Origin of the sequence: Agrobacterium sp. DSM 25558 (genome assembly GCF_900100825.1) — a bacterium.
GTDB lineage: Bacteria > Pseudomonadota > Alphaproteobacteria > Rhizobiales > Rhizobiaceae > Agrobacterium.
Genome location: NZ_FMUD01000015.1, coordinates 66,163 through 88,423, shown reverse-complemented (window position 1 = coordinate 88,423; position 22,261 = coordinate 66,163). Strand labels below are relative to the sequence as shown.

Genomic DNA, 22,261 nt, shown 5'->3' with positions numbered 1-22,261 from the left:
AATGGCCCAAATCATCGAGCAGAACACCGAAATTTACGTCGAGGAGACCTCAGCGCCGTCTCTCAGCACGGCTTCTGGCGGTGATGTTTCCGCGCCGGAGGTGGCACGCCACGGCCCGCTCTCCTCTCCCGCCGGTCAGGATCAGACGCCGTCCCATCTCGCAGACCTTGCTGATCGGGCCCGGGGTTATGTCGAAGCCGCCAGCTCCGCCAATACCCGCAAGGCTTACGCCTCGGACTGGAAGCATTTTGCCGCTTGGTGTCGGCGGTCCAATCTGGCTCCCCTCCCCCCGCACCCGCAAACCGTTGGGCTCTACATCACGGCCTGCGCATCTGGCACGGCTGAACGGGGCATCAAGGCCAACTCTGTCTCCACGATCGAGCGCCGCCTTTCCTCCCTATCGTGGAATTATGCGCAGCGCGGGCTCGCCCTCGATCGTAGGGACCGGCACATCGCAACCGTTATGGCGGGGATCCGCAACAGCCATGCCAAGCCGCCGGTGCAGAAGGAGGCGGTCATGGCAGAGGATATCATCGCCATGGTCGAAACGCTCGACCGCGGGTCGCTGCGCGGCCTGCGCGACCGTGCCATGCTGCTCGTCGGCTTTGCAGGAGGTCTTCGCCGCTCCGAGATCGTTGGTCTTGATCTGAAGGCAGACCAGACCGAAGACGGGCGCGGCTGGATCGAAATCCTCGACAAGGGGATGCTCATCACCCTGCGCGGGAAAACCGGATGGCGAAAGGTCGAGGTCGGTCGCGGCTCGTCTGATGCGACTTGTCCAGTCGCCGCGATCGAGACCTGGATCAAGTTTGCCAAGCTGGCCCATGGCCCCCTCTTTCGCCGTGTCACGGGGCAAGGGAAGGCCGTTGGCTCGGAGCGACTGAACGACAAAGAGGTGGCGCGGCTTGTGAAGCGGGCCGCAATGGCCGCAGGCGTTCGCGGCGATCTCAGCGAGATCGAGCGGGCCTTCAAGTTTTCTGGACATTCCCTTCGCGCTGGCCTCGCCTCCTCTGCCGAGGTCGACGAACGCTACGTCCAAAAACAGCTTGGCCATGCTTCCGCGGAAATGACCCGCAGATATCAGAGACGACGTGATCGCTTCCGCGTGAATTTGACCAAGGCTTCAGGGCTTTAGCTGGCCCCTCCCCTCCTCCGCGTGAAATCGTAAGCGAAGTTTTTGGGTTCGGGATTCTCACTTAGCTCTTCAATTGAAATCGGGAGCTAAAAGCCACAGCCGCGTCCGATATCGGCCGCAGCAACGTCGAAATGGGCAATTTGCCGAGATCGTAAACCATTGAAATCATGGTAAATGATTTTCTAAACGGACGCCAGTGGATAATTAGTGTCTGTCACATTGTACGGTTTTGGGCTGATGGTCTAACCATCGATAAGTACTCCTTATCGATGGTAGTTGATATCAAGCCGCAAATCAGTCAGAATCGCTGCAAAGCGGGGCCGTCAGCGCCGCAAAACCAGTCAATTTGGAGCATCCTTGGCCAAATCCTCTAAATCAAATTCCGACGTCGAACGGCGCGCCGAGGAGCTCGACACGATTGCGTCCGTGCTTCCGCTTGAACGTCGCGACGAACTTGCCGAGCTTCTCACCGAGCAGGACATCGACACTCTGCGCCACCTGGTCAATGCCGGCATGGGCGCCAATACACTCAGGGCGCTGACATCGGATCTGGCTTACCTTGAAGCCTGGGGCCTGGCCGCGACCGGCAAATCCCTGCCATGGCCAGCTCCTGAAGCGCTGCTGCTCAAATTCGTTGCCCATCATCTGTGGGACCCTAAAAAGCGCGCGACCGATACCGCCCACGGTATGCCAAACGATGTTGACGACAAGCTGCGTCAACAAAAATTTCTCAAATCCATCGGCCCACATGCGCCAGCCACCGTGCGTCGGCGTCTGGCGAACTGGTCGACACTGACAAGGTGGCGCGGCCTGGATGGTGCCTTCGCCTCCCCTGCCCTCAAATCGGCCATTCGCCACGCCGTGCGGGCCGTCCCCCGAACGCGTCGCCGCAAAAGCGCCAAGGCGGTTACCGGCGACGTGTTGGCAAAACTGCTGGTCACTTGCGCGGGCGACGGCTTACGCGATCTGCGTGACCGGGCGATCCTGATGGTCGCGTTTGCCTCCGGTGGCCGTCGGCGCAGCGAGGTCGCCGGGCTTCGGGTCGAGCAGCTCACCGTCGAGCCGCCAATCGAGATGCCGGACGGCCCTCCCCTCCCCTCTCTCGCCATCCATCTCGGTCGCACGAAAACCACCTCCGGTGAGCAAGACGATACCGTCTATCTCACCGGCCGGCCGGTCGAGGCTCTCTATGCATGGATGTCGGCGGCGAAGATCGACAAGGGCAGTGTCTTTAGGGGGATCGGGCGATGGGGCACCGTGTCCAAACGGGCGATCGATCCGCAGTCGGTCAATGCGATTTTGAAGCAGCGAGCGGAGATGGCGGGGTTGGACAGTGGGGAGTTTTCGGCGCATGGTCTGCGGTCAGGCTATCTCACCGAAGCGGCCAACCGAGGCATTCCCCTCCCCGAGGCGATGGAGCAATCACGCCACCGATCGGTACAGCAGGCATCCAGCTACTACAACAACAGCACACGACGTACAGGTCGGGCAGCCCACATGATTTAACCGCGATAGCGAGCAGTTTCTCTATTAAACTCGTAGCGTGGCTCGCCCAACGAAAAATGATATGTAAGTTTTGTAGCCTCGGAGAAGGAGCGATGAGGATGAACGACAATCCGGCAGTCAGGGTAGTCCTTTTGACTGAGCAAGCCACTCCACCAGAATATAAAACGAGCGGCTCAGCGGGAGCTGACCTCTTCGCGGCATTCGACAGCCCAGCCATAGTCTTGGGGCCGGGCCAGCGAGCAAACATTCCAACGGGAATTTGCATAGAAATTCCCGAATTCATGGAAGCACAGGTTCGTCCGCGATCAGGCCTTGCGTCGCACCATGGAGTAACCGTCCTTAACTCCCCTGGTACGATCGACAGTGACTATCGCGGCGAGGTTAGCCGCGTTCTCACAACGAATTTCGACACCCTGTTCGAACGAGCGGCAAAGGACCGTAAGGAAGAATGGCGCAGCGTAGCCGTGAAAGGTCTCCCCAAGCCTGGAGGTCCGCGTGACTATGGGATCCATCACCTCCATGGTCGCATAGCCGATTCCGTTCTTGAACTTCCGGAAACAGAGCTAATCCTTACGAGTGCTGATTTTGGTGACGCGTACCTGCGGGACGGATGGGCCTCACGTTATGTCGAAGACCGCATGCGCACCGCGACTCTGGTCCTTGTTGGCTACAGGGCAGAAGACGCGGCGCTTCGTCTCCTTCTGGAGACGCTCGACGTTGATCGGGAGCGATTTCCGGATCTGAAGAAGGTCTACGCTTTGGAAAGAGGAACGCCCGGCTCTGCTGCACAATGGAGAGCAAAGGGTGTTACGGCCTTCCCTATCGCGAGACAGTGCAAGCACTGCTTCATGGTGAGGGAAGCGAAGTAATGGAGGAACTTGAAGATGCTTCGCACAGGACGTTCGAACCGGAGATCGCTCGCTACCTGGTCGCCGCACGCGCTTCTCAAGAGCGCGGAGAGTACGATCAAATTCGTTCTTCCTGAAGGAATCAAGCTCAGGTGGATCGTTTTCGTAGGCCTCCCCGAGGTCCTCGTAGATCTTAAGGGTAAGCTCGTTGAAAAGCGGAAGGTCAGCTCCTTTCGAAATTCCAGCGCCACAAAGGAAAACAGCGTTGCCGGAAAGCACCGCCTCAACGAGCTCGTCTGGAATTTCGGCCTCGCCGTCTATGAACTTCAAGATACTCTCCGTCAAAAATTTCAAGGCGTCGCCAAGAGTTACAAACCAAGTGCATGCAGTGCTGCACCAGCTGTCGGCGCATATTGAATCAAGGACGGCCCAAAATCCTCGGCGATTTCATGTTTCAATATCCTCGCTTGGGTGAAATATTCCAAGGTGTTGGACGACAGGAATATGAATGGAGCAGTATTGCCTCCTGCACGTAGTAGCCGTCCCGCTTCTAGATAGGTCTCCAATATCATGCAGTCCTGCCAAGTATCCTTCCCCCGTTGTGCCGGAGCGCGGTTCCCCCGCACCCGTCCGAAAGCGCGAGCCTCCGTTTGAGCGTCGGGTAGAAGCGAATGGAAAGTTGCAAACCACCTCTCTAAGTTGGCACGCGCGCGGTCGACGTGATCGTCAAGATGGGAAAAGTCGATCTCATTTGGAGACCCGAAGACCGCGGTGATCTCCGATAGTTTAACAAACTGCTTCCGCAAACGCTCAATGGCTTTCGCAGCCTCATCCTGAATACGCTGGTCATGTAAAGCGAATTCGATTTGCACCTGTTGCGCGATCAAGCAGGATAATCGGCCGTCAACAGACGCTTGGATCAAGCTCAAATAAGCCTTACCGTCGGAAGCGCGAACTGCGTCTCGCGTTGGGTCTCTAAAGACATCAAGGATTGAGCATGTGTCGATGCACAGGGTAGGCAGGTTCTTTGAAGCCAGCTGAACGTCATCCATGGCTACTAACGATCTTCGTCAGAATATTTCAGAAGCGCTCGAGCGTTTTCATAGTCACCAGCGAGTTTGTGAGCCGTTTCCTCGTCCCAGCCCTCTGCCTCATGCAGCCACCTAAAGAGCGTGCCGGGGTCAAGCCGCTCGTGTCTACGGTGAGCCGCAACGATGAAATCGAACCAGCGTCTTTCGTCGCTTGGATGACTCGCGCCAGTCGATTTATTTGCAGCGCCAGAAAATCTCTTAAGCTTTGTCCCTACCTCGTCGGAAACCCAATCGGCCAGCGTTTGTCGAGATTCGGTCGCCCGTAATTCAAATCCTAGTCGATATGCTACCGGCTGGGCGATTGCATCGATAAACTCCTGGAGGATTGCGTTGTACTCGCGCTTGGTGAGGGATCCAAATTCTAAGGGTACGACGTTCGGCACGTAGTATCCCTCCTGCGTCTCCCAAAGGGTGAGGCCAGCTGCTGGGTGCTCGTTATTCCCGGCGCAACGGAAAAGCACCACATCCGCATCGGTTACTGCGCTACTTTTCACTTCCGCTGAACGCTCCAGATCCACGTCCCAATCGCCGGATGCGGCGGCTATAAGCGCTTCACGCAGCTTTGCTCGTCTTTCAGAGGGTCCATGGAGGGACATATCTCTAAACACTTCGATTTCAGCGGCCATTGTTACTACCCTTCGCACCCGATCATCTGATTACGTCTAGTCACGAGAGACCGACAAGCATGAACATCGTCAATATCCGGTAAAGTTCTTAGCCGGAGGCTTTCGTCATCGGGAAACTCGTTCTCTCTAAATACCGATGGGGTGTTATAGGGCCCTGTGATTGATTTGCCTAAAGGTTGATTTCGACGAATGGCCCGCTGACTAGCGGGTAATCCGTCGTTTAGCTTGGCTACCCGTCAGGAGCCTTCCCTCCAGTTCATCAGCTGATCCTTCGCAAAGTTGAAGATCACGACTGACTATGAGCTTGATGACGATTTTCGGGTCTGCTCAATCTAGGTTTGCAAGACGGCAAGTGCCAATCTCGCCGGCCCAAGGCACCCACTAAAGAGTGTGTTGCCAGCGACCTTGCTGCACGAGAGAACCTCGAAAGCAGGAGCTCTGCTATCTTCACCACTGTCTGGCGGGAAAAAATTAGTGAGCGGCTGACCATCTGCTGGCTGGTAACTCACGTCTAAACCAATGGAGTGGAAGTCGTACGTCTTGAGGCCCTGGCTCCGACTGTCATCATTTGCACCCTTCCTCCACGTTAACATTATGTCTCAAATCCCATAACACCCTGAACTTAATCAGAAATTGACGAAAAAAGACGGCTGACAAGTTCTGTTTCTGCTGCTCGCTACTTCTACCTCAGGGGTGACCTGATCGTGGGGGCAAATGCGACTGTTCTATGCATATGACTAAAGCCTATCCACCTCTCTGGGACAAGCCTCCGCTCCCATGACTGTTTTTCATGGAACGATGTGATCGCGGCCGTTTGCTCCGCGACTAGTTTTATAAACGCATCGAATGCCACATAACAAAGATCCCGCTCGATTTCGAGCAATCGAGCGACTTTTGAAATGCCGAGAGGCTCATTACCACCAAATACATATCTAACTTTGCCATCCTGACCGTCCGTTGGACGGTGCTGGTGATACCCATTTGCCTCCAGGTGCCGTTGCATCAATCGTGTCTCGAAAGCGTTGATACGCTGCAACAAGTTTATCCGAGCGGTTCTGCGTAAAATCATCGGTCACGCAACAGCACTCCCTTCACCATTGGACCTCAAGAGTGACATCAGCATCGGCCCGAGCGAAAACTCTCCCTGCTCCGATCTTTTCGTCAAGTCTCGTAGATAGCCACCAGGCGAGTTTATGAAATTCGATCGTTCGAGAATGCACGCCATCGCCACCGCCGCATTTTCAGGCCCCATCGCACAGCAAGCCTCCTCGTAGGCTGACGGGCTAACGCCCATCATCGAGCGGACCACCACGGCCGCGGTCATCAGCTCCCGCCAATGTGCAATACCGCCCACGGGACCGTAGTCAACAATCTGCGGGCAAGCCCGAAGGACCATGCCAAGCGGGAAAGCCTTTATTTTCTCGAGTTTAATCTTAGTCTTTGCGCCCGCCACACTCCTTGCATTCGGCTCTTCCGGCACGTTTGCGCCCTGCTCTTCTTCGGAGCTAGGTTCAAGTTCATTTATAGATTCGGATTTTGAATTCTGTATGTGCCGATCATTTGGACCGGCATTGCCATGCATAAATTCAGTTTCTAACTGCATCTCCAACATGTTGATGACTTCTTCACGCAGAAGCTCCATCTCTCCAAGTGTTGTCTCGACCTGGTTTCTGTCTGGGTGGCGAGGATGGCGGCTAAGGATTCCAACGTATATTGTTTCTACATGCCCCCAATTGCCAGGGGCACCTTCCTCGATCGCAGCTGTAATCAGTTTGCGGACGTCTCGACGGCATATCGTAAGCGTTTCTTTTGACCGGCGAAACCGCATCCGTTCCGCTGCGACGTCTTGGGCCAGTAAGGCTAGCTCGGTGGACCGTGTGAGCAGCGGGCTCAGATCGAACCCGTAGGCTTTTTCGATTTCACCATCGCGACTGCGATGTGCGTAACGTTTCCCGTTCGGACTATCACGACGCAGGATAAGTCCAGCATCGACGAGCGCGCCGAGCTGGCGCCGCAGTGTACTTTCCGTGATCCCATGAGCGCGGACCGACAACTGCGCATTCGATGGGAATACAACAAGCCCGTTCGAGGCGTCGAGCTGTGTATCAGGGTAAAATGTCAAAAGGGCATCGAGAACGGCAATTGCTCGGTCCTGCAGGCCGAAGCGCTCCCTCGTTTCGCACACATCGCGAAAGACCTTCCACTTTTCGACACGCGTGCTTGGTGTTGATGCAGCGATCGCTAATTGCTCTTTCACCAAAGCAAGCTTCGCTGGCCGCCGCCCAAAGGGCGTCGTTATATGTCCCGTATGCATTTTTCTTTCACCTTTCTTCAGGCAAAGGAAATTCGCTCACCAAATCGGCGCCAAGACTCTTGACTGTGATTCCGGGAAATGCGATTCTCAATCCTGCGAGAGATACGAGAGAGGCTTCCACGGTTTACCGTTTGGGGGCCTTTTTCTTTTGCTGTTCAGTCTCCGTTGTTTTCCTGCTTCGACCCTCTGTACTCGACGTACAAACGATCCATGTGGGCTGAAAGCCACTCACTGAAAGGCTTCGCTTCGACATTCGAGAGTTCGATCGCAACTTTCTTCGACTTGGCGTTCATCACGAATTTCAGCGAAGAGTCAGTTGACGTCCAGTCCTTCACGGACGAACTGGTCTTTGGCTTCTTGGCAGCTGATCTGACTTTGTATCGCTTTAAAAAATCATGTAGTTCATCGAACCGCTCATCGTCGGTCAACTCCATGAAGTCGGCAGTTTCCGTATGCTCTGTGGCTACCTTCGAAAGGGCAGGCGCGAGGAGCAATTGACGGAGACTCAGCCACCTATCGCGTCCGATCTTCTTGGACGCTCCTAGCACCCTGAGGATCGAAGCCGGGACAGTTTCCACGACCCCCAGCATTTTCGAAAGCATCGCCTCATCGATCGCGAGTGACGACCGAACCACGTCCTTCGTCATTCCCGACTCAATCAGGTTTTGTGCGAAATATGCACGCTCTATGAACGACAGGTTGGAGCGAGCGGAATTCTCCTGTCCCTGTGCAATAGCGGAAGTAACATCGTCCAGTTTCTTGACGACTGCCTTGACCGAAATTCCAAGCTCTCTGGCGACTTTCAGACGGCGATGACCGAAGACAACCATGAAGCGTTGGCCGTCTGATGAGCTGGGGCGAACCAGAATCGGCGTTATCTGGCCGGATTCCTTTATCGCCTGCTTGAGCTCCTGGTATTCCTCGCCATCGTCGGAAAGGCGATCGGCGACAAAGGAACCGTCAATTAACTGCGGGTCCAGATCGACGATCACCTCGCCCTGCATCAATTTCTTGCTGTTCTCCGCCATATCCTCGATCGACCGAACGACGGTCTTAGCGGCCCCTGTCATGCCGTATCCAGGTTTTGTCGGCGTCTGGTTTGACGCGATTGACGCCATGTCCAGTTTTGCAAAAGGATTTTCACGCGCCATAGCCAGCCTCCGAACTCGCTTTCATCTTCGACAGGGAATTGATATCGTTCACAAATACCGGTGAAAAAACGGCTGACAAGTACGTCATTTGCGCCCCCATGCGCCGTGGATCAAGTCCTGGATTTCACCATTGGCCGCGTTCAGGCTCTCCATTGCCCGATCATAGGTAGACCGGACGAAATCGCCTCGCTCCACCTCGTACAGTGTTTGCTTTTTTATTGAAGCGTCAGAGATGGCCGTTGATTTGAGCACATGATTTCGCAACATCTGTTGGGCGAACATGGATTGCATGAACCCGACCATCTGTGCCTGGGGGATGTCGGTCGGTTCGAAGCGCGTCACGAGATAGCGGAACCACTCGACACGCATCTCGGCGCCCGCCTCTGCGACCGGACCCATGATACCGCCCAGCATCATCAGGAATTGGCTCATTGACATGATATCCAGCATCTGAGGGTGGATCGTGATCAGAATGCCTGTCGAGGCCATGAGCGCCGTGATCGTCAGATACCCAAGTTGTGGCGGGCAATCAATGACCACCACATCATACCTGTCGTCCACCTGCTTCAGCGCATTGAAAATGCGCATATAAAACAGTCGGCCGTCCTCACCTTTCTTGGAGGATATCGCCAGGGGGACATCATATTCGTACTCCTGCAGGACCAGATTTGCAGGCACCACGTCAAGACCAGGGATATTGGTTGGCTGTATAACGTCTGCAATAGATTTCCGCTCCTCATCGAAACGAAGAGCCTCATACAGGGACGCCGTATCATCGAGTTCGGGCTGGATCCCGAAAAGGGAGGTGAGGGACGCCTGAGGATCAAGGTCGACCGCCAACACACGATGGCCAGTAAGAGCAAGGTATTGCGCGAGGTGTGCGGCAGTAGTTGTCTTGCCGCTCCCGCCTTTGAAATTTACGACCGAGACGACCTGCATCGGTTCGCCTTCGCGTCGCCGAGGAACGTAATACCTTTTGTCAGATTTCTTATTGGCCTCAAGATAGTCCCGGAGTTCCAACATTTGATCAGCCGTATAGTAGCGGCGTCCGCTGACCGACTCTATCTCCGGGCCCTTTCCGTCAGAATGAAGTTGTCGGAGGTGGGTCTGGGTAACCCCCATAAAATCCGCGACTTCCCCTAGTTGGAATTTACGAAGCCCTTTGCGAGCATCAGGAGGATACTGCTGGCTGCGTAACATATGTAACGCGTTGGAGATCTTGGCACCCTGCTGGGCAATCTCAATATCAAATCTGTTGGGCAGCGAGTTGCTCATTTTGCGAACTATTTCCAGTAGGGCATCACTTTCGAAAAAGTGGCCGCGAAGCCGTCATTTGAGAAACTATCTCGCGATTCCCATAATGCCGCAAGGGATTTAAAGTTAATGAAGAATTAAGAGGCGGAAATCGTTTTGTCTCTTTATTTGCAAAATAGCTAACAGAATCAGCTTTTTAACTCAATTTCGGACGAGTTCGTTCACTCTCCGTTTTACTGTGAATCCTACAAAGACTCCTGTGCAAAGCGACTTGGAAAGAAAGACACGGCGCGACAACGTCTGTGAGAGGGATCCGACTCACGCTTCGACTTGTAGGATTATACAACTGCCGAGCCGTTCGAATCTGTGCTGATTTCCAAACCGTCCACCAATGACGGAGGAAAGTCATGCAGGTAATCGCGTTCTCAACACCCCGGACGATTCAGGAAGCTCGCCTCCTTCACCTCCAATACCAGCTTCGTGCGAGGGTTTTTTCCGATCGCCTTGGCTGGGAGGTCGACGTAACGGCAGGGTGCGAGTCGGACGGCTTCGATGCCCTTCAACCGACCTACGTTATCGCGATTACCGAGACCGACCAACTGGCGGGATGCGCGAGACTTCTCCCGGCGCTTGGTCCGACTATGGTGTCCGACGTTTTCCCCTCGCTTCTCCCAGACGGTCAGCTCATCGGTCATGCAGCGATGATCGAAAGTTCTCGGTTTTGTGTCGATACCACTCTCGCGGAGGGGAGGGGAACAGGCTCGGTCCACCAGGCAACGCTGACCATGTTCGCGGGCATCGTCGAATGGTGCATGACCAATGAGTACACCGAGATCGTCACAGTAACCGATCTTCGGTTTGAGAGAATCCTCGCTCGCGTCGGATGGCCTTTAAAGCGTTTGGGCGAGCCGAAGAAAATCGGTGTGACAATAGCGGTCGCTGGCACACTTCCCGCCGACGCGGACACATTCGCGAGGCTTCGACCCTCCGACTACTGTTCTGAACTCGACCCCTCTCGGTCAGGTAGCCTTAGGAGACATTCGTGAACCAGCTTCGCTCTCATCCCAGACTTGTCCGCAAACTTCAGGAAGCGCTGGGCGATCAGCTTTGTATCGCCCTGGATGACGCGACTGTCGTCGAGATCATGCTTAATCCGGACGGAAGACTGTTCATCGAACGACTGGACCATGGCGTTGCGCTGGCTGGCGAGATGTCATCTGCAGCAGCGGAGATGGTGATCGGGACTGTGGCGCATGCGCTTCAGTCCGAAGTGGACACCGAGCAACCGATCATCTCAGGCGAACTGCCAATCGGCGGCCACCGCTTCGAGGGGTTGTTGCCTCCAGTTGTCGCAAAGCCCGCATTCACCATCCGGCGCCGCGCATCACGCCTCATTCCACTCGAAGACTACGTTCGCACAGGTGTGATGACCGAATACCAGGCCGCCACGATCCGTAGCGCCATTTTAGCGAGGCTGAACATCATCATTTCCGGTGGGACGGGCTCCGGTAAGACGACGCTTGCGAACGCGGTGATCGACGGAATCGTCAAATCGGCCCCCGAGGATCGTCTGGTTATTCTCGAGGACACTGCGGAAATACAGTGCGCCGCCGATAACGCCGTCCTCCTGCATACCAGTGATACGATAGACATGGGGCGATTGCTCAAGAGCACCATGCGGCTGCGTCCCGACAGGATTGTCGTCGGCGAGGTTCGCGACGGCGCAGCTCTTACACTGCTTAAAGCCTGGAACACTGGTCATCCGGGGGGCGTAGCGACCATCCATTCGAACACCGCCATGTCAGCGCTGCGACGTCTCGAGCAGCTGACCGCTGAGGCGAGCCAGCAGCCGATGCACGAGGTCATCGGAGAAGCGGTAGACCTGGTCATCTCCATCGAGCGAACACCGCGCGGGCGGATCGTACGCGACATCATCCAGGTCGAGCGTTTCATCAACGGACGGTATGAAATCGAATCCGATCAGCTCACGGAAGAACAGGAGGCGCGCGATGTCGCGTAACCATACCCTCATCGCCGCCGCGCTCTTGGCGGCACCCATCGTTTTTGCCTCGTTTGCGCCGGCGCTTGCCAGTTCTGGAGGCGGCCTTCCCTGGGAAGGTCCTTTGCAGCAGATTCAGGAGTCGATCACCGGGCCTGTCGCGGGTGCGATCGCGCTTGCAGCCGTGGCGATCGCCGGCGGGATGCTCATCTTTGGTGGTGAGTTAAACGATTTCGCGCGGCGACTTGTCTACGTCGTCCTCGTTGCCGGCATTCTTCTCGGCGCTACCAACATCGTCGGCTTGTTCGGCGCGACCGGTGCGTCGATCGGGCTGACCGACGTGGAGATGATGCCGATTGTTCCGGACGTAGGAGGGGAGGGGGATCATGGCTGAGTTCCTATCCCGCCTGCGGCGTAACCGCATCCATCGGGCGCTGTCTCGCCCAAATCTGCTGATGGGCGCCGACAGGGAGCTGGTGCTGATCACCGGCCTTGCGGCCGTGATCCTGATCTTTGTCGTAATGACAGTTTACTCGGCACTTTTCGGTGTTGCTGTCTGGGTCGTGATCGTTGGCGCGCTAAGGATGATGGCCAAGTCCGACCCGCTCATGCGCCAGGTCTATATCAAACACGTTTCTTACAAGCCCACCTACAAGGCGACCACGTCGCCCTGGCGACGGTATTGAGGTGGCGGCCATGGTAGCTCTCAAGCGCTTCCGGGTAACCGGGCCCTCCTTTGCCGATCTCGTTCCTTATGCTGGTCTCGTCGACAATGGTGTCCTGCTCCTGAAGGATGGGAGCCTGATGGCCGGATGGTACTTCGCGGGACCAGATTCAGAAAGCGCTACCGATCTGGAGCGCAACGATCTTTCGCGGCAGATAAATGCGGTCCTGTCGCGACTTGGAAGCGGGTGGATGATCCAGGTAGAGGCTATCCGTATTCCAACAGTCGACTATCCGTCAGAAGACCGCTGCCATTTTCCCGACCCGGTGACCCGCGCGATCGACGCCGAGCGACGGGCACATTTCGAGCGTGAGCAGGGACACTTCGAGAGCAAGCACGCAATCGTCCTGACCTACCGACCACTCGCGTCCAAGAGAACCTCTCTGAGCAAATATATCTATTCAGACGAAGAGAGTCGGAAGAAGTCTTACGCGGACACGGTGCTCTTTGTCTTCAAGAGCGCCATACGAGAGGTTGAGCAGTATTTCGCCAACACCCTTTCAATCCGGCGAATGGAAACCCGTGAAACGATCGAGAGGGGAGGGGAGAGGATTGCTCGCTATGACGAACTCCTTCAGTTCGCAAGGTTCTGCATCACTGGCGAAAGCCATCCGGTCCGGCTTCCCGATGTCCCCATGTACCTCGACTGGATCGCAACCGCCGAGCTTGAGCACGGGCTGACACCAAAAGTTGAGAACCGTTTCCTCGGCATCGTTGCGATCGACGGTTTGCCGGCCGAAAGCTGGCCGGGTATCCTGAACAGCCTTGATCTTATGCCGCTGACCTATCGGTGGTCGTCACGTTTCATCTTTCTCGACGCAGAGGAAGCTCGGCAAAAGCTCGAACGCACCCGCAAGAAATGGCAACAGAAGGTCCGGCCGTTCTTCGACCAGATCTTCCAGACACAAAGCCGCTCGGTCGATCAGGACGCGATGACAATGGTCGCTGAAACAGAGGACGCGATCGCGCAGGCTTCATCGAAGCTTGTTGCATACGGCTACTATACGCCCGTCATCGTGTTGTTCGACAGCGATCGCGAAGCACTGCAGGAGAAGGCCGAAGCGATCCGACGACTGATCCAGGCAGAAGGTTTCGGGGCAAGGATTGAAACGCTCAACGCTACCGACGCCTATCTCGGCAGTCTGCCTGGTAACTGGTACTGCAACATCCGTGAGCCGCTGATTAACACCAACAATCTCGCCGACTTGATCCCGCTTAACTCGGTGTGGTCTGGAAGCCCGATCTCCCCAAGCCCGTTTTACCCACCGAATTCTCCGCCCTTGATGCAAGTTGCGAGCGGTTCGACTGCGTTTCGTCTCAACCTGCATGTCGATGATGTCGGCCACACGCTGATCTTCGGTCCGACTGGGTCAGGCAAGTCGACACTTCTTGCCTTGATCGCCGCGCAGTTTCGCCGCTACGAAAATGCGCAGATTTTTGCATTTGATAAAGGTAGGTCGCTGCTTCCGCTGACACTCGCTGCTGGCGGCGATCACTACGAGATCGGTGGTGACATTGCGGAAGAGGGGAGGGGCCTGGCTTTCTGCCCATTGTCCGAACTCCAGACTGATGCCGACCGCGCCTGGGCGACGGAGTGGATCGAAATGTTGGTCGGTCTGCAGGGCATTACGATCACCCCGGATCATCGCAACGCCATCTCTCGGCAGGTCGGCCTCATGGCGAAAGCATCTGGCCGCTCACTCTCGGATTTTGTCAGCGGCGTTCAGTTGCGCGAAATCAAGGACGCGTTGCATCACTATACCGTCGATGGCCCCATGGGTCAGCTTCTCGATGCGGAGGAGGACGGTCTCACGCTCGGAACCTTCCAAACCTTCGAGATAGAGCAGTTGATGAATATGGGAGAGCGCAATCTCGTGCCCGTGCTGACCTACCTGTTCCGGCGGATCGAGAAGCGTCTGGATGGTTCGCCGAGCCTGATCGTACTCGACGAAGCTTGGCTCATGCTCGGTCACCCGGTCTTCCGCGACAAAATCCGGGAATGGCTCAAGGTGTTGCGCAAGGCGAATTGCGCTGTCGTCCTTGCGACCCAGTCGATCTCGGACGCCGAACGGTCCGGTATCATCGACGTCTTGAAAGAATCCTGCCCGACCAAGATTTGCCTTCCAAACGGCGCCGCCCGCGAGTCCGGGACGCGCGAATTCTACGAGCGTATCGGTTTTAATGAGCGGCAGATCGAGATCGTCGCAACGGCGATACCAAAGCGCGAGTACTACGTCGCCACGCCGGAAGGCCGGCGGCTTTTCAACATGTCGCTTGGGCCGGTCGCCCTGAGCTTTGTCGGCGCGACGGGCAAAGAGGATCTCAAACGGGTCCGCATCCTTAAATCCGAGCACGGCCGTGAATGGCCGATCCGCTGGCTTGAAACGAGAGGAGTTCACGATGCCGCATCGCTACTCAAGTACGAATAGAAGGATTGCCTGCCTGGCGGCGGCGCTCGCCATCACGGTTGTCAATCAAGGTTCGGTGCAAGCCGGTTCAGCCGCCGGCGCCGCAACAGAATGGACGCAGCTGGCCAACAACGCGCAACTCGTAGACCTTATGAAAAGCTCCGGCATCCAGGTCGACAATCAGTTGACCCAGATCAGCCAGCTTGCGGAGCAGATCCAGAACCAGCTGAAAATCTACGAGAACATGCTGCAAAACACTGCGCAGCTTCCCAGTTATGCCTGGGGAAAGGTCGAAAGCGATCTCAACCAGCTACGCAGCATTGTCGAACAGGGTCAGAGCATCTCATTTTCTCTGGGCAATGCCGATGATGTTCTTCATCAGCGCTTTGAGAGTTACGCTGATCTCAGGACGAGTTTATCCGACAACGCCACGTTCTCCTCGACCTACCAGTCCTGGTCGGACACCAACCGCGACACGATCGCCAGCTCGCTGAGGGCGGCTAGTCTTACGGCCGACCAATTCGATAGCGAAGAAGATACGATGTCGTCACTACGGTCGATGTCGGAGACGGCAGATGGGCAGGTGAAAGCTCTGCAGGTCGGGCATGAGATCGCGGCTCAGCAAGTCGCACAAATGCAGAAGCTTCGCGGTCTCGTCTCCCAACAGATGACGATGATGGGCACGTGGCTGCAGACAGAACAAACCGACAAGGACCTTGCACAGGCACGGCGTGAAAAGTTCTTCAACGCTGAGGTAAAGAACGTGCCGCAGGGCCAGAAGATGGAGCCTCGCTGGTGAGCCGTGCCTTCCCCGTTGCCTTGCTGCTCGCCGTTGCCGCTTCGGCTGCAACGGTGCTGATCGTCAGTTCCCGAAACACAGGAACACCCCCGCCGACGCAAGCGCAGCGCGCCGCCTGGGAAGGTTTTTTTGGCTCTGAAAGGGAACTGCCGCCAATCAAGGAAGGTCAGGAGATGCGCCCGAGATGGTGAAAATAGCCGCCGCACGCTCGTTCCTGATTATAGGTCTCTATGTCCTAGCCTTTGCTGTTCCCGTGTTCGCGCAGGAAGGACAGGTTCTCACGGAACTCGAAAACCAAGTCTCGACCGCTGCGAAGGGGTGGGAGACTACCGTAATGGACGCTGCGAGATCGCTGTTCTGGATTCTCGCAACGATCGAGATCGGCATTGCGGCGGTTTGGCTGGCGATTCAATCCGCCACGCTAGACAGCTGGTTCGCCGAACTGGTCCGGCGGATCATGTTTATCGGGTTCTTTGCCTTTGTCTTGGCGCAGGGTCCAACCTTTGCGCGAGCTGTAGTCGACAGCCTTTTCCAGATTGGTGCCGGCGGCGGTTCAGCGTCGCCCGCTGAGGTCTTCGATGCCGGCATACGCGTTGCGTCTCAAATGTCAGGGCAGGCACAATTCGGGGTGTTCGAAGACAATGCCCTTGCGATCGCAGCAGTTCTCGCCATGGGCATCGTTGTCATCTCGTTCTCACTTGTTGCAGCGATCTTCGTATCGGTAATGGTTGAGATGTATGTCGGACTGCTCGCCGGCATGATCATGCTCGGACTGGGCGGTTCGTCCTTCACCAAAGACTTCGCCGTCCGCTACCTCGTCTATTCCTTTGGTGTCGGAATGAAACTGATGGCCCTGGTGATGATTGCCAAGATCGGATCGAGCGTTCTGCTTGGTCTCGCCCAAGCGCCCACGGCATCGTCGGACCAGTTTGTCACGACGTTGGCTATTTCCGGTATCTCGGTAGTGGTCTTTATCATCGCCATGTATGTCCCGAACATCATCCAAGGCGTTGTCCAAGGCGCATCAGTGTCTGGAGGAATGGAAGCAATCCGTCACGGAGGCCAGGCGGCGTCTTTCGCCGCAGGCGCTGGCTTTCTCGCCGCCGGCGCGGCAGGCGCGGGATTTGCGGCGGCACAAGCCGCACGCGCTGGGGGCTCATCGGTCGCTGGTGCTGCTCTGCGCGGCATGGGCGCGAGCTTCACTTCCGGCGCACAGGCTGCGGGATCAGCCGCGAAGGAAAAAGCGATCGGTTCTCCCGGCGCCTATGCGGGGTCGATCCTCGGGTTGGCCAACGCCAAGCTCGATGAACAGCGTGGCGGTCACAACGGGCCGAAACCTCTTCCCGAACGCAATGACAAACCATAATCGAAACAAGGGAAGAATAAATGGCCGCAAACCGTGCCCCGGAAAACCCGTATCTTGCCGCTCGCCAGGAATGGACGGAACGCTATGGCTCCTATGTGAAGGCGGCTGCCGCATGGCGCATCGTCGGAGTCCTTGGGCTGGCCATGGCGGTGATCGGCTTTGGCTATGCGATGTATCTGAGCACGCAAGTTCGGCTGGTGCCGTACATCGTCGAGGTGGACAAGCTTGGGACCGCCGTCACAGCAGGCTTTCCGCAGCAGATCGAGTATGCCGACGTGCGCGTGGTGCGTGCCACGCTCGGCAACTTCGTCACGAGTTTTCGCTCGATCACCCCGGACGCAGTGGTGCAGAAACAATATATCGACCGCACCTACGCGCTTCTCCGCACCTCCGACCCGTCGACCGAGAAGGTCAACGCCTGGTTCCGAGGCAATTCTCCATTCGAGAAGGCAAAAGCTTCAACGGTTGCAATCGAGGTCAACAACATCGTTGCGCTCTCCAACCAGACCTATCAGATCGACTGGACCGAATATGAACGGGACCGCAAGGGAAAAGAAACTGGCACGCGGCGGTTTCGCGGGATCGCGACTGTAACGATCACCGCGCCTCAGGATGAGGCGACGATCCGCCTCAATCCAATCGGCCTTTACGTCCGGGATTTCGATTGGACAGCACAGCTTTAAGGGCAGGGGATTTTCAATGCACAGAACACGACTACGATTGGCAGCCGCCGTCTGCATGACCGCCCTTGCGGGGGGCGCATATGCTCAGAGCATGACGAGTAACGAACTGAAAGGTACAAATCTTTCACGGAAATGGCGCGGCACACCGGGACTGGTCACGACAGGTCCGGACGGGAAGGTCATCTTTCTGTTCGGCCAGACCCAGCCGTCCGTTATCTGCTCTCCACTGCAGGTCTGCGACATCGAACTTCAGGGTGGGGAGATTGTCCGCGACGTACTTGTCGGCGACACGGTGAGGTGGAAGGTGGAACCTGCCACTTCGGGGGCGACAAGCGGACAGGCGATCCATCTCATTGTCAAACCGTCGGAACCAGGCCTTCTCACCTCAATGGTCGTCACGACCTCCCGTCGCACCTATCACATTCAGCTCAAATCCCATCAAAGCCAGTACATGGCGCGGGTCGGGTTCGAGTATCCGGAAGATGTTTCCACCAAACTCGCCGACATCAATTCCCGTCTCGAAACGGCCGGTATTCCGGGCACTGCGCCGGAGAAACTGAACTTCTCCTATTCGGTGAGCGGCGGCGCATCGTGGAAACCGAAGCGGGTCTATTCCGACGGGGTGAAGACCTATATCCAGTTCCCGAAGTCTATTTCGGGACAGGACGCACCTGTGCTCTTCGTCGTTTCAGCCGGTCAAAACCGTATCGTCAACTACCGGATGAAGAACGACATGATGACGGTCGACTATGCGATCGACAAGGCGATCCTCGTATCAGGCGTTGGTTGGCGGCAACAGAAGATTACCATCCGGCGGGGAGGCTGACCATGCGCAGGCTTTTCGCATATTGTGTTGCGGGTGCGTTTCTCTCTGGTTGCCAGACGGCAGACGACACCTTGATAACCAGCTCTGCCCCCGTTTCGATAAGCGGACCAGCCGCGAGCGCGGTCGCAGGCGACATGGCAAGCCGCTTGGCTCAGCAGATCGGCTCGGCTGGCGGAACCACGATGATTGTCATGCACAACGATAAGTCGGAATTCGGGACTGCCCTCGAAGCAGCCCTGAAAGGCTGGGGCTATAGGGTCGTCCCGGACGGCAAGGTATCTAAGACCGCCACGCTCATCGAGCTTGCTTATGCAATCGAGGGCTTCGACGGACAAATTCTGGCCCGCGTATCAACTTCATCGATAGCACTGAGCCGTGCATATGCGCCGAGTGCGGCCGGCGCGGCGCCAACCAGTCCGCTTTCGATCATGCAGCGCAACTGACGGAGATTTACAATGGTTCAGTCGCTCCAGCTCGGCACGTCAAGCCAAGCAGACGAACAGAATGGCATGCGCCGACTCAACCGCTTGCCGATCATCATAGCAATCATTGTCGTCGTGGTCTTTATCGGCGTTGTTGTGATTGGCCTGTCACTGCGCGGACTTTCTTTCAATCGTGGGAACTTCGATGACGCTTCTAACAGCCCCGCGACTAGTTTCGGGGATCAACTCAAGCGGGGTATTTCCGATGGAATTATCGGTGAGCCGGACAAACAGGAGGTTTTCCAACCGGCACCTGTCGAAATGGAAAAATCGGAGAAGCAGCAACCGATCGTCGAGCGCCAGTCAGTTGAGCGAGAAGAAAGTGGGCAAAGTCTCGAACCGGAAGAGGTCTGGAAGGCTCGCCTGAAGCGAGAGCAGGATGAACAGTATATGCGAGAGGCGCAGCGCCAACGCATGGCCCGCATTCAGGCTCGTGCCACAGCGCTCGATTCGCCGCTGAAGGTCGACGTTTCGGATATCGATAGTACCGTGAATACCAAAAGTGACACTGGCCGACAGCCAGCCACCAGCGCTGCGAACAGGACATCCGATCTTTATGCTGCGGCACTGCAATCCGGCTTGATGGGACAGAACGCAGATCAGAACGGGCAAGCATCGAAGGAGGATTTTTTCAACCAGGACATCAAGGATCTCGGCTATCTGCCGAACCAGGTCGTGCCGCAGATGTCACCCAATGAATTGAAGCGCGGATCGGTCATTCCCGCCACATTGATCACTGGGCTCAATTCTGACCTGCCGGGCCGTATAACTGCTCAGGTCAGCCAGAACGTCTATGACAGTGCCACCGGCCACCGGCTTCTCATCCCGCAGGGTGCAAAGCTGTTCGGTCGTTACGATTCCAAGGTATCGTTTGGCCAAGAGCGCGTTCTTGTGGTCTGGACGGACCTTATTTTCCCAAATGGATCTACTCTGCAAATCGGCGGCATGGCCGGCACGGATGCCGAAGGATATGGCGGCTTCCGGGACAAGGTCGATCGCCGACTGTGGAGGACTTTCGGTTCGGCAGCGCTGGTGGCATTGATCGGAACCGGGATCGATATGTCGATGCCTCAAAGTTCGACGCTGGCGACATAGGATACAGCGTCCGACGCGGCACGGCGAAATTTCGCCGAGAGCTTCGGTCGCGTTGCGGAAGAAACGATATCGAAAAACCTGAACGTTCAGCCGACGATCAACATCCGACCGGGCTACAAGTTCAACGTCCTTGTTGACCAAGACATGATTTTTCCCTCGACCTATAGCCTACGGTAGTTTTCACGTCGATATTTTCAATCAAAGCTTGTACATACTAGTAAGATTCTGCATTAGTATGTCACTTTTTTGACAGTTAACTCTAGAAACGCTCGGAAAAGCTGAGTATTATCAATATCGCAACATTTTTTGGCGATCTCGTCGTAAACTCAGATCCGTCACTGCATTCGCAGAATGGCCTATGGCCGAACAGTTTATATTTAAGAAATTTCGGTGTCGCCTGGTTCGGGCCATCTCGCATTCGCCGCATAGGAGAAAGTTAGTGGACGGTCACATTCGCTCACTCATTGATATGACTGAAGCCGCGCATGATGAGCGCATGATCAAAGGTGCACTGAAGATATTTGCGCATGCATGTGGCTTTGAGCGTTTCGCATATCTCCATACCGAGGGGTTGGACCTGCGCACCTTCAATTCTTATCCAGAAGATTGGCAGGGCGTTTATCTCAAAAGCCGATATTCCCGCATTGATCCCGTCGTTACGGAAGGCAAACGTCGCATGGAATTGTTCTCGTGGACGGCTGACAATTGGGCGGATCGTGGAAGTTCCGAACTCAGACGATTTCGTGACCAAGCGGTCGATCACGGCATCAGGAGCGGCGTGACGATACCCGTTGAGGGAAGTTTCGGATCGACGATGATGCTAACATTTGCATCCTCAGCCCTGACAACTGACGTTTCAAAGTTGCAGGATCCGCACATGGCGTACCGGGCAGTTCTAGCGATCCATTACCGTTTAAAGATCATTGCTGCGACGATGATCATTTCGCCAAAAAGAGTGCTTTCATCACGAGAGGCTATGTGTCTCATGTGGGCGACAAAAGGCAAAAGCGCGCCGGAAACCGCAATGTTGACAGGGATCAAATCGAGGACGGTGCAGCATTATCTGGATAAGGCGCGAGAGAAGCTCGAAGCGGCGACTGTTCCCCACCTCGTCGCAATCGCCAAGGACCACGGTCTGCTATAGAGTCAATCGTCAACATCTGGGGCAACGTCAGGCACGTAGCCGAGCGCATCAATGATTTCCGAAAGTTCTTCTTGCTGGGCTTCAGAATTCTGCTGGCGCGCGGTGTATTCTCGCTGCAAGTTTTCGACTACAGCGCTCGACGCCGTAGGATCAGATGAGGCGCGGGTCCATTCTTCGTAAACAGCTTCGTCGGCGTCGATTAGGCGGCGGTGCACTTTGATCGCAGCGATCGCCAGAGCTTCCAATTCTGACTTTTGCATTAAGGTGAATTGTGATTCTTTGTGTTCTGCCTCGTCGTTACCGTCGGCTGAGCCTGCATTATTCATCCCTCCGCTCCTAACTTCATTTCGCACCATCTGATACCGACGGTTCACCCATATAAATTGCCAACCCTTACATCCGCAATCACTGAGTCCAGGAATAGCCTCGGTTCTTGGGTCAACACGGAAACCGTTTCCAACTCGAACCATCAGCGCAGATCGGCAGAGCGTTTACATACTTTAGTTGATAAACTCAAAGTGTGTAAACAGCGATCTTCTGCGCATGGACATGCGCAAACTGGTCGGCTCGAACTTTGCACGCCTGCGTCGGGAGAAAGGCCTGACCCAGGAAGAGGTTGAGGCGCGCTCTGGTTTCAGTCAACAATACCTGAGTAGTCTAGAACGAGGGCGGCGCAACCCGACCGTGATTACGCTTTATGAACTCGCTCAGGCCTTGGATGTCAGCCACGTCGAGTTAATTTGTCCAGTGAACGAGAGAGAGTAGAGCGAGCCGACGGCCTTGAGATTACGCGCAGTATCGTATATATTC

At 56.0% G+C, this 22,261-nt stretch carries 22 protein-coding genes and 1 pseudogene; 17 read left to right on the top strand and 6 right to left on the bottom strand.

The features are described 5' to 3' along the window. Window position 1: 1 nt before the first annotated feature. From DSM25558_RS14425 to dut, 3 genes are all read left to right on the top strand, one after another. Window positions 2-1,135: a site-specific integrase gene (locus DSM25558_RS14425; protein WP_077105441.1), complete on the top strand. Its 1,134-nt coding sequence runs from the start codon at window positions 2-4 to the stop codon at window positions 1,133-1,135. Between the two features lie 357 nt (window positions 1,136-1,492). Next, window positions 1,493-2,641 (top strand): site-specific integrase, encoded by a 1,149-nt coding sequence (locus DSM25558_RS14420; protein WP_077105440.1) that lies wholly within the window; start codon window positions 1,493-1,495, stop codon window positions 2,639-2,641. 92 nt (window positions 2,642-2,733) lie between these two features. Further along, a complete protein-coding gene (gene dut, locus DSM25558_RS29655) occupies window positions 2,734-3,510 on the top strand; it encodes a dUTP diphosphatase (RefSeq protein WP_077105439.1) in 777 nt (258 codons plus the stop codon). Window positions 3,511-3,857: 347 nt separating this feature from the next. On the opposite strand, the gene DSM25558_RS14405 is transcribed toward dut, so the two are convergent. The 5 genes from DSM25558_RS14405 to repA all read right to left on the bottom strand — a co-directional run bounded on the left by DSM25558_RS14405 (window position 3,858) and on the right by repA (window position 9,946). After that, window positions 3,858-4,541 (bottom strand): PIN domain-containing protein, encoded by a 684-nt coding sequence (locus DSM25558_RS14405; protein ID WP_077105437.1) that lies wholly within the window; start codon window positions 4,539-4,541, stop codon window positions 3,858-3,860. Between the two features lie 5 nt (window positions 4,542-4,546). Then, window positions 4,547-5,206: a hypothetical protein gene (locus tag DSM25558_RS14400; protein ID WP_077105436.1), complete on the bottom strand. Its 660-nt coding sequence runs from the start codon at window positions 5,204-5,206 to the stop codon at window positions 4,547-4,549. A 1,072-nt stretch (window positions 5,207-6,278) separates the two neighbouring features. Next, the gene (gene repC / locus DSM25558_RS14385; RefSeq protein ID WP_077105433.1) at window positions 6,279-7,520 is read right to left on the bottom strand and encodes a plasmid replication protein RepC; all 1,242 of its coding nucleotides are present in this window, start codon (window positions 7,518-7,520) and stop codon (window positions 6,279-6,281) included. A gap of 155 nt (window positions 7,521-7,675) precedes the next feature. Further along, window positions 7,676-8,671 (bottom strand): plasmid partitioning protein RepB, encoded by a 996-nt coding sequence (gene repB / locus DSM25558_RS14380; protein WP_077105432.1) that lies wholly within the window; start codon window positions 8,669-8,671, stop codon window positions 7,676-7,678. 84 nt (window positions 8,672-8,755) lie between these two features. After that, window positions 8,756-9,946: a plasmid partitioning protein RepA gene (repA, locus tag DSM25558_RS14375; RefSeq protein ID WP_042615767.1), complete on the bottom strand. Its 1,191-nt coding sequence runs from the start codon at window positions 9,944-9,946 to the stop codon at window positions 8,756-8,758. A gap of 386 nt (window positions 9,947-10,332) precedes the next feature. Between repA and DSM25558_RS14370 the strand changes: the two genes are divergently transcribed. From DSM25558_RS14370 to DSM25558_RS14310, 13 genes and pseudogenes are all read left to right on the top strand, one after another. Continuing rightward, on the top strand, window positions 10,333-10,971 hold the full coding sequence (locus DSM25558_RS14370; RefSeq protein WP_077105431.1) for an acyl-homoserine-lactone synthase: 639 nt from the start codon (window positions 10,333-10,335) through the stop codon (window positions 10,969-10,971). Next, window positions 10,968-11,945: a P-type conjugative transfer ATPase TrbB gene (gene trbB / locus DSM25558_RS14365; protein ID WP_077105430.1), complete on the top strand. Its 978-nt coding sequence runs from the start codon at window positions 10,968-10,970 to the stop codon at window positions 11,943-11,945. The genes DSM25558_RS14370 and trbB overlap by 4 nt, the downstream gene beginning before the upstream one ends. Next, window positions 11,935-12,318, top strand: a complete 384-nt coding sequence (locus DSM25558_RS14360) for a TrbC/VirB2 family protein (RefSeq protein ID WP_077105429.1) — start codon at window positions 11,935-11,937, stop codon at window positions 12,316-12,318. The genes trbB and DSM25558_RS14360 overlap by 11 nt, the downstream gene beginning before the upstream one ends. After that, window positions 12,311-12,610: a conjugal transfer protein TrbD gene (locus DSM25558_RS14355; RefSeq protein WP_077105428.1), complete on the top strand. Its 300-nt coding sequence runs from the start codon at window positions 12,311-12,313 to the stop codon at window positions 12,608-12,610. Before DSM25558_RS14360 ends, DSM25558_RS14355 begins: the two co-directional genes overlap by 8 nt. Before the next feature lie 10 nt (window positions 12,611-12,620). After that, a complete protein-coding gene (locus tag DSM25558_RS14350; RefSeq protein ID WP_077105427.1) occupies window positions 12,621-15,077 on the top strand; it encodes a conjugal transfer protein TrbE in 2,457 nt (818 codons plus the stop codon). Then, on the top strand, window positions 15,049-15,855 hold the full coding sequence (gene trbJ / locus DSM25558_RS14345; protein ID WP_077105426.1) for a P-type conjugative transfer protein TrbJ: 807 nt from the start codon (window positions 15,049-15,051) through the stop codon (window positions 15,853-15,855). The genes DSM25558_RS14350 and trbJ overlap by 29 nt, the downstream gene beginning before the upstream one ends. Beyond that, window positions 15,852-16,046, top strand: a complete 195-nt coding sequence (trbK, locus tag DSM25558_RS14340; RefSeq protein WP_077105425.1) for an entry exclusion protein TrbK — start codon at window positions 15,852-15,854, stop codon at window positions 16,044-16,046. Before trbJ ends, trbK begins: the two co-directional genes overlap by 4 nt. Further along, window positions 16,040-17,221: a P-type conjugative transfer protein TrbL gene (gene trbL, locus DSM25558_RS14335; RefSeq protein WP_077105424.1), complete on the top strand. Its 1,182-nt coding sequence runs from the start codon at window positions 16,040-16,042 to the stop codon at window positions 17,219-17,221. The genes trbK and trbL overlap by 7 nt, the downstream gene beginning before the upstream one ends. Window positions 17,222-17,241: 20 nt before the next feature. Then, window positions 17,242-17,904 carry a conjugal transfer protein TrbF gene (locus tag DSM25558_RS14330; RefSeq protein ID WP_065661789.1) on the top strand — a complete coding sequence of 221 codons (663 nt, stop codon included), beginning with the start codon at window positions 17,242-17,244 and terminating at the stop codon, window positions 17,902-17,904. 16 nt (window positions 17,905-17,920) lie between these two features. After that, window positions 17,921-18,730, top strand: coding sequence for a P-type conjugative transfer protein TrbG (trbG, locus tag DSM25558_RS14325; RefSeq protein WP_077105423.1), 810 nt, complete (start codon window positions 17,921-17,923; stop codon window positions 18,728-18,730). Window positions 18,731-18,732: 2 nt separating this feature from the next. Continuing rightward, on the top strand, window positions 18,733-19,173 hold the full coding sequence (gene trbH / locus DSM25558_RS14320) for a conjugal transfer protein TrbH (RefSeq protein WP_077105422.1): 441 nt from the start codon (window positions 18,733-18,735) through the stop codon (window positions 19,171-19,173). A 12-nt stretch (window positions 19,174-19,185) separates the two neighbouring features. Continuing rightward, a pseudogene (gene trbI, locus DSM25558_RS14315) lies at window positions 19,186-20,484 on the top strand (IncP-type conjugal transfer protein TrbI). A gap of 262 nt (window positions 20,485-20,746) precedes the next feature. Beyond that, window positions 20,747-21,451 (top strand): autoinducer binding domain-containing protein, encoded by a 705-nt coding sequence (locus DSM25558_RS14310; protein ID WP_077105421.1) that lies wholly within the window; start codon window positions 20,747-20,749, stop codon window positions 21,449-21,451. 2 nt (window positions 21,452-21,453) lie between these two features. On the opposite strand, the gene DSM25558_RS14305 is transcribed toward DSM25558_RS14310, so the two are convergent. Continuing rightward, window positions 21,454-21,777 (bottom strand): transcriptional repressor TraM, encoded by a 324-nt coding sequence (locus tag DSM25558_RS14305; RefSeq protein WP_077105420.1) that lies wholly within the window; start codon window positions 21,775-21,777, stop codon window positions 21,454-21,456. Between the two features lie 217 nt (window positions 21,778-21,994). Here DSM25558_RS14305 and DSM25558_RS14300 point away from each other — a divergent pair, with 217 nt between their 5' ends. Further along, complete coding sequence (locus DSM25558_RS14300) at window positions 21,995-22,216, top strand: helix-turn-helix domain-containing protein (protein WP_065661784.1); 222 nt, start codon at window positions 21,995-21,997, stop codon at window positions 22,214-22,216. Window positions 22,217-22,261 lie beyond the last annotated feature (45 nt).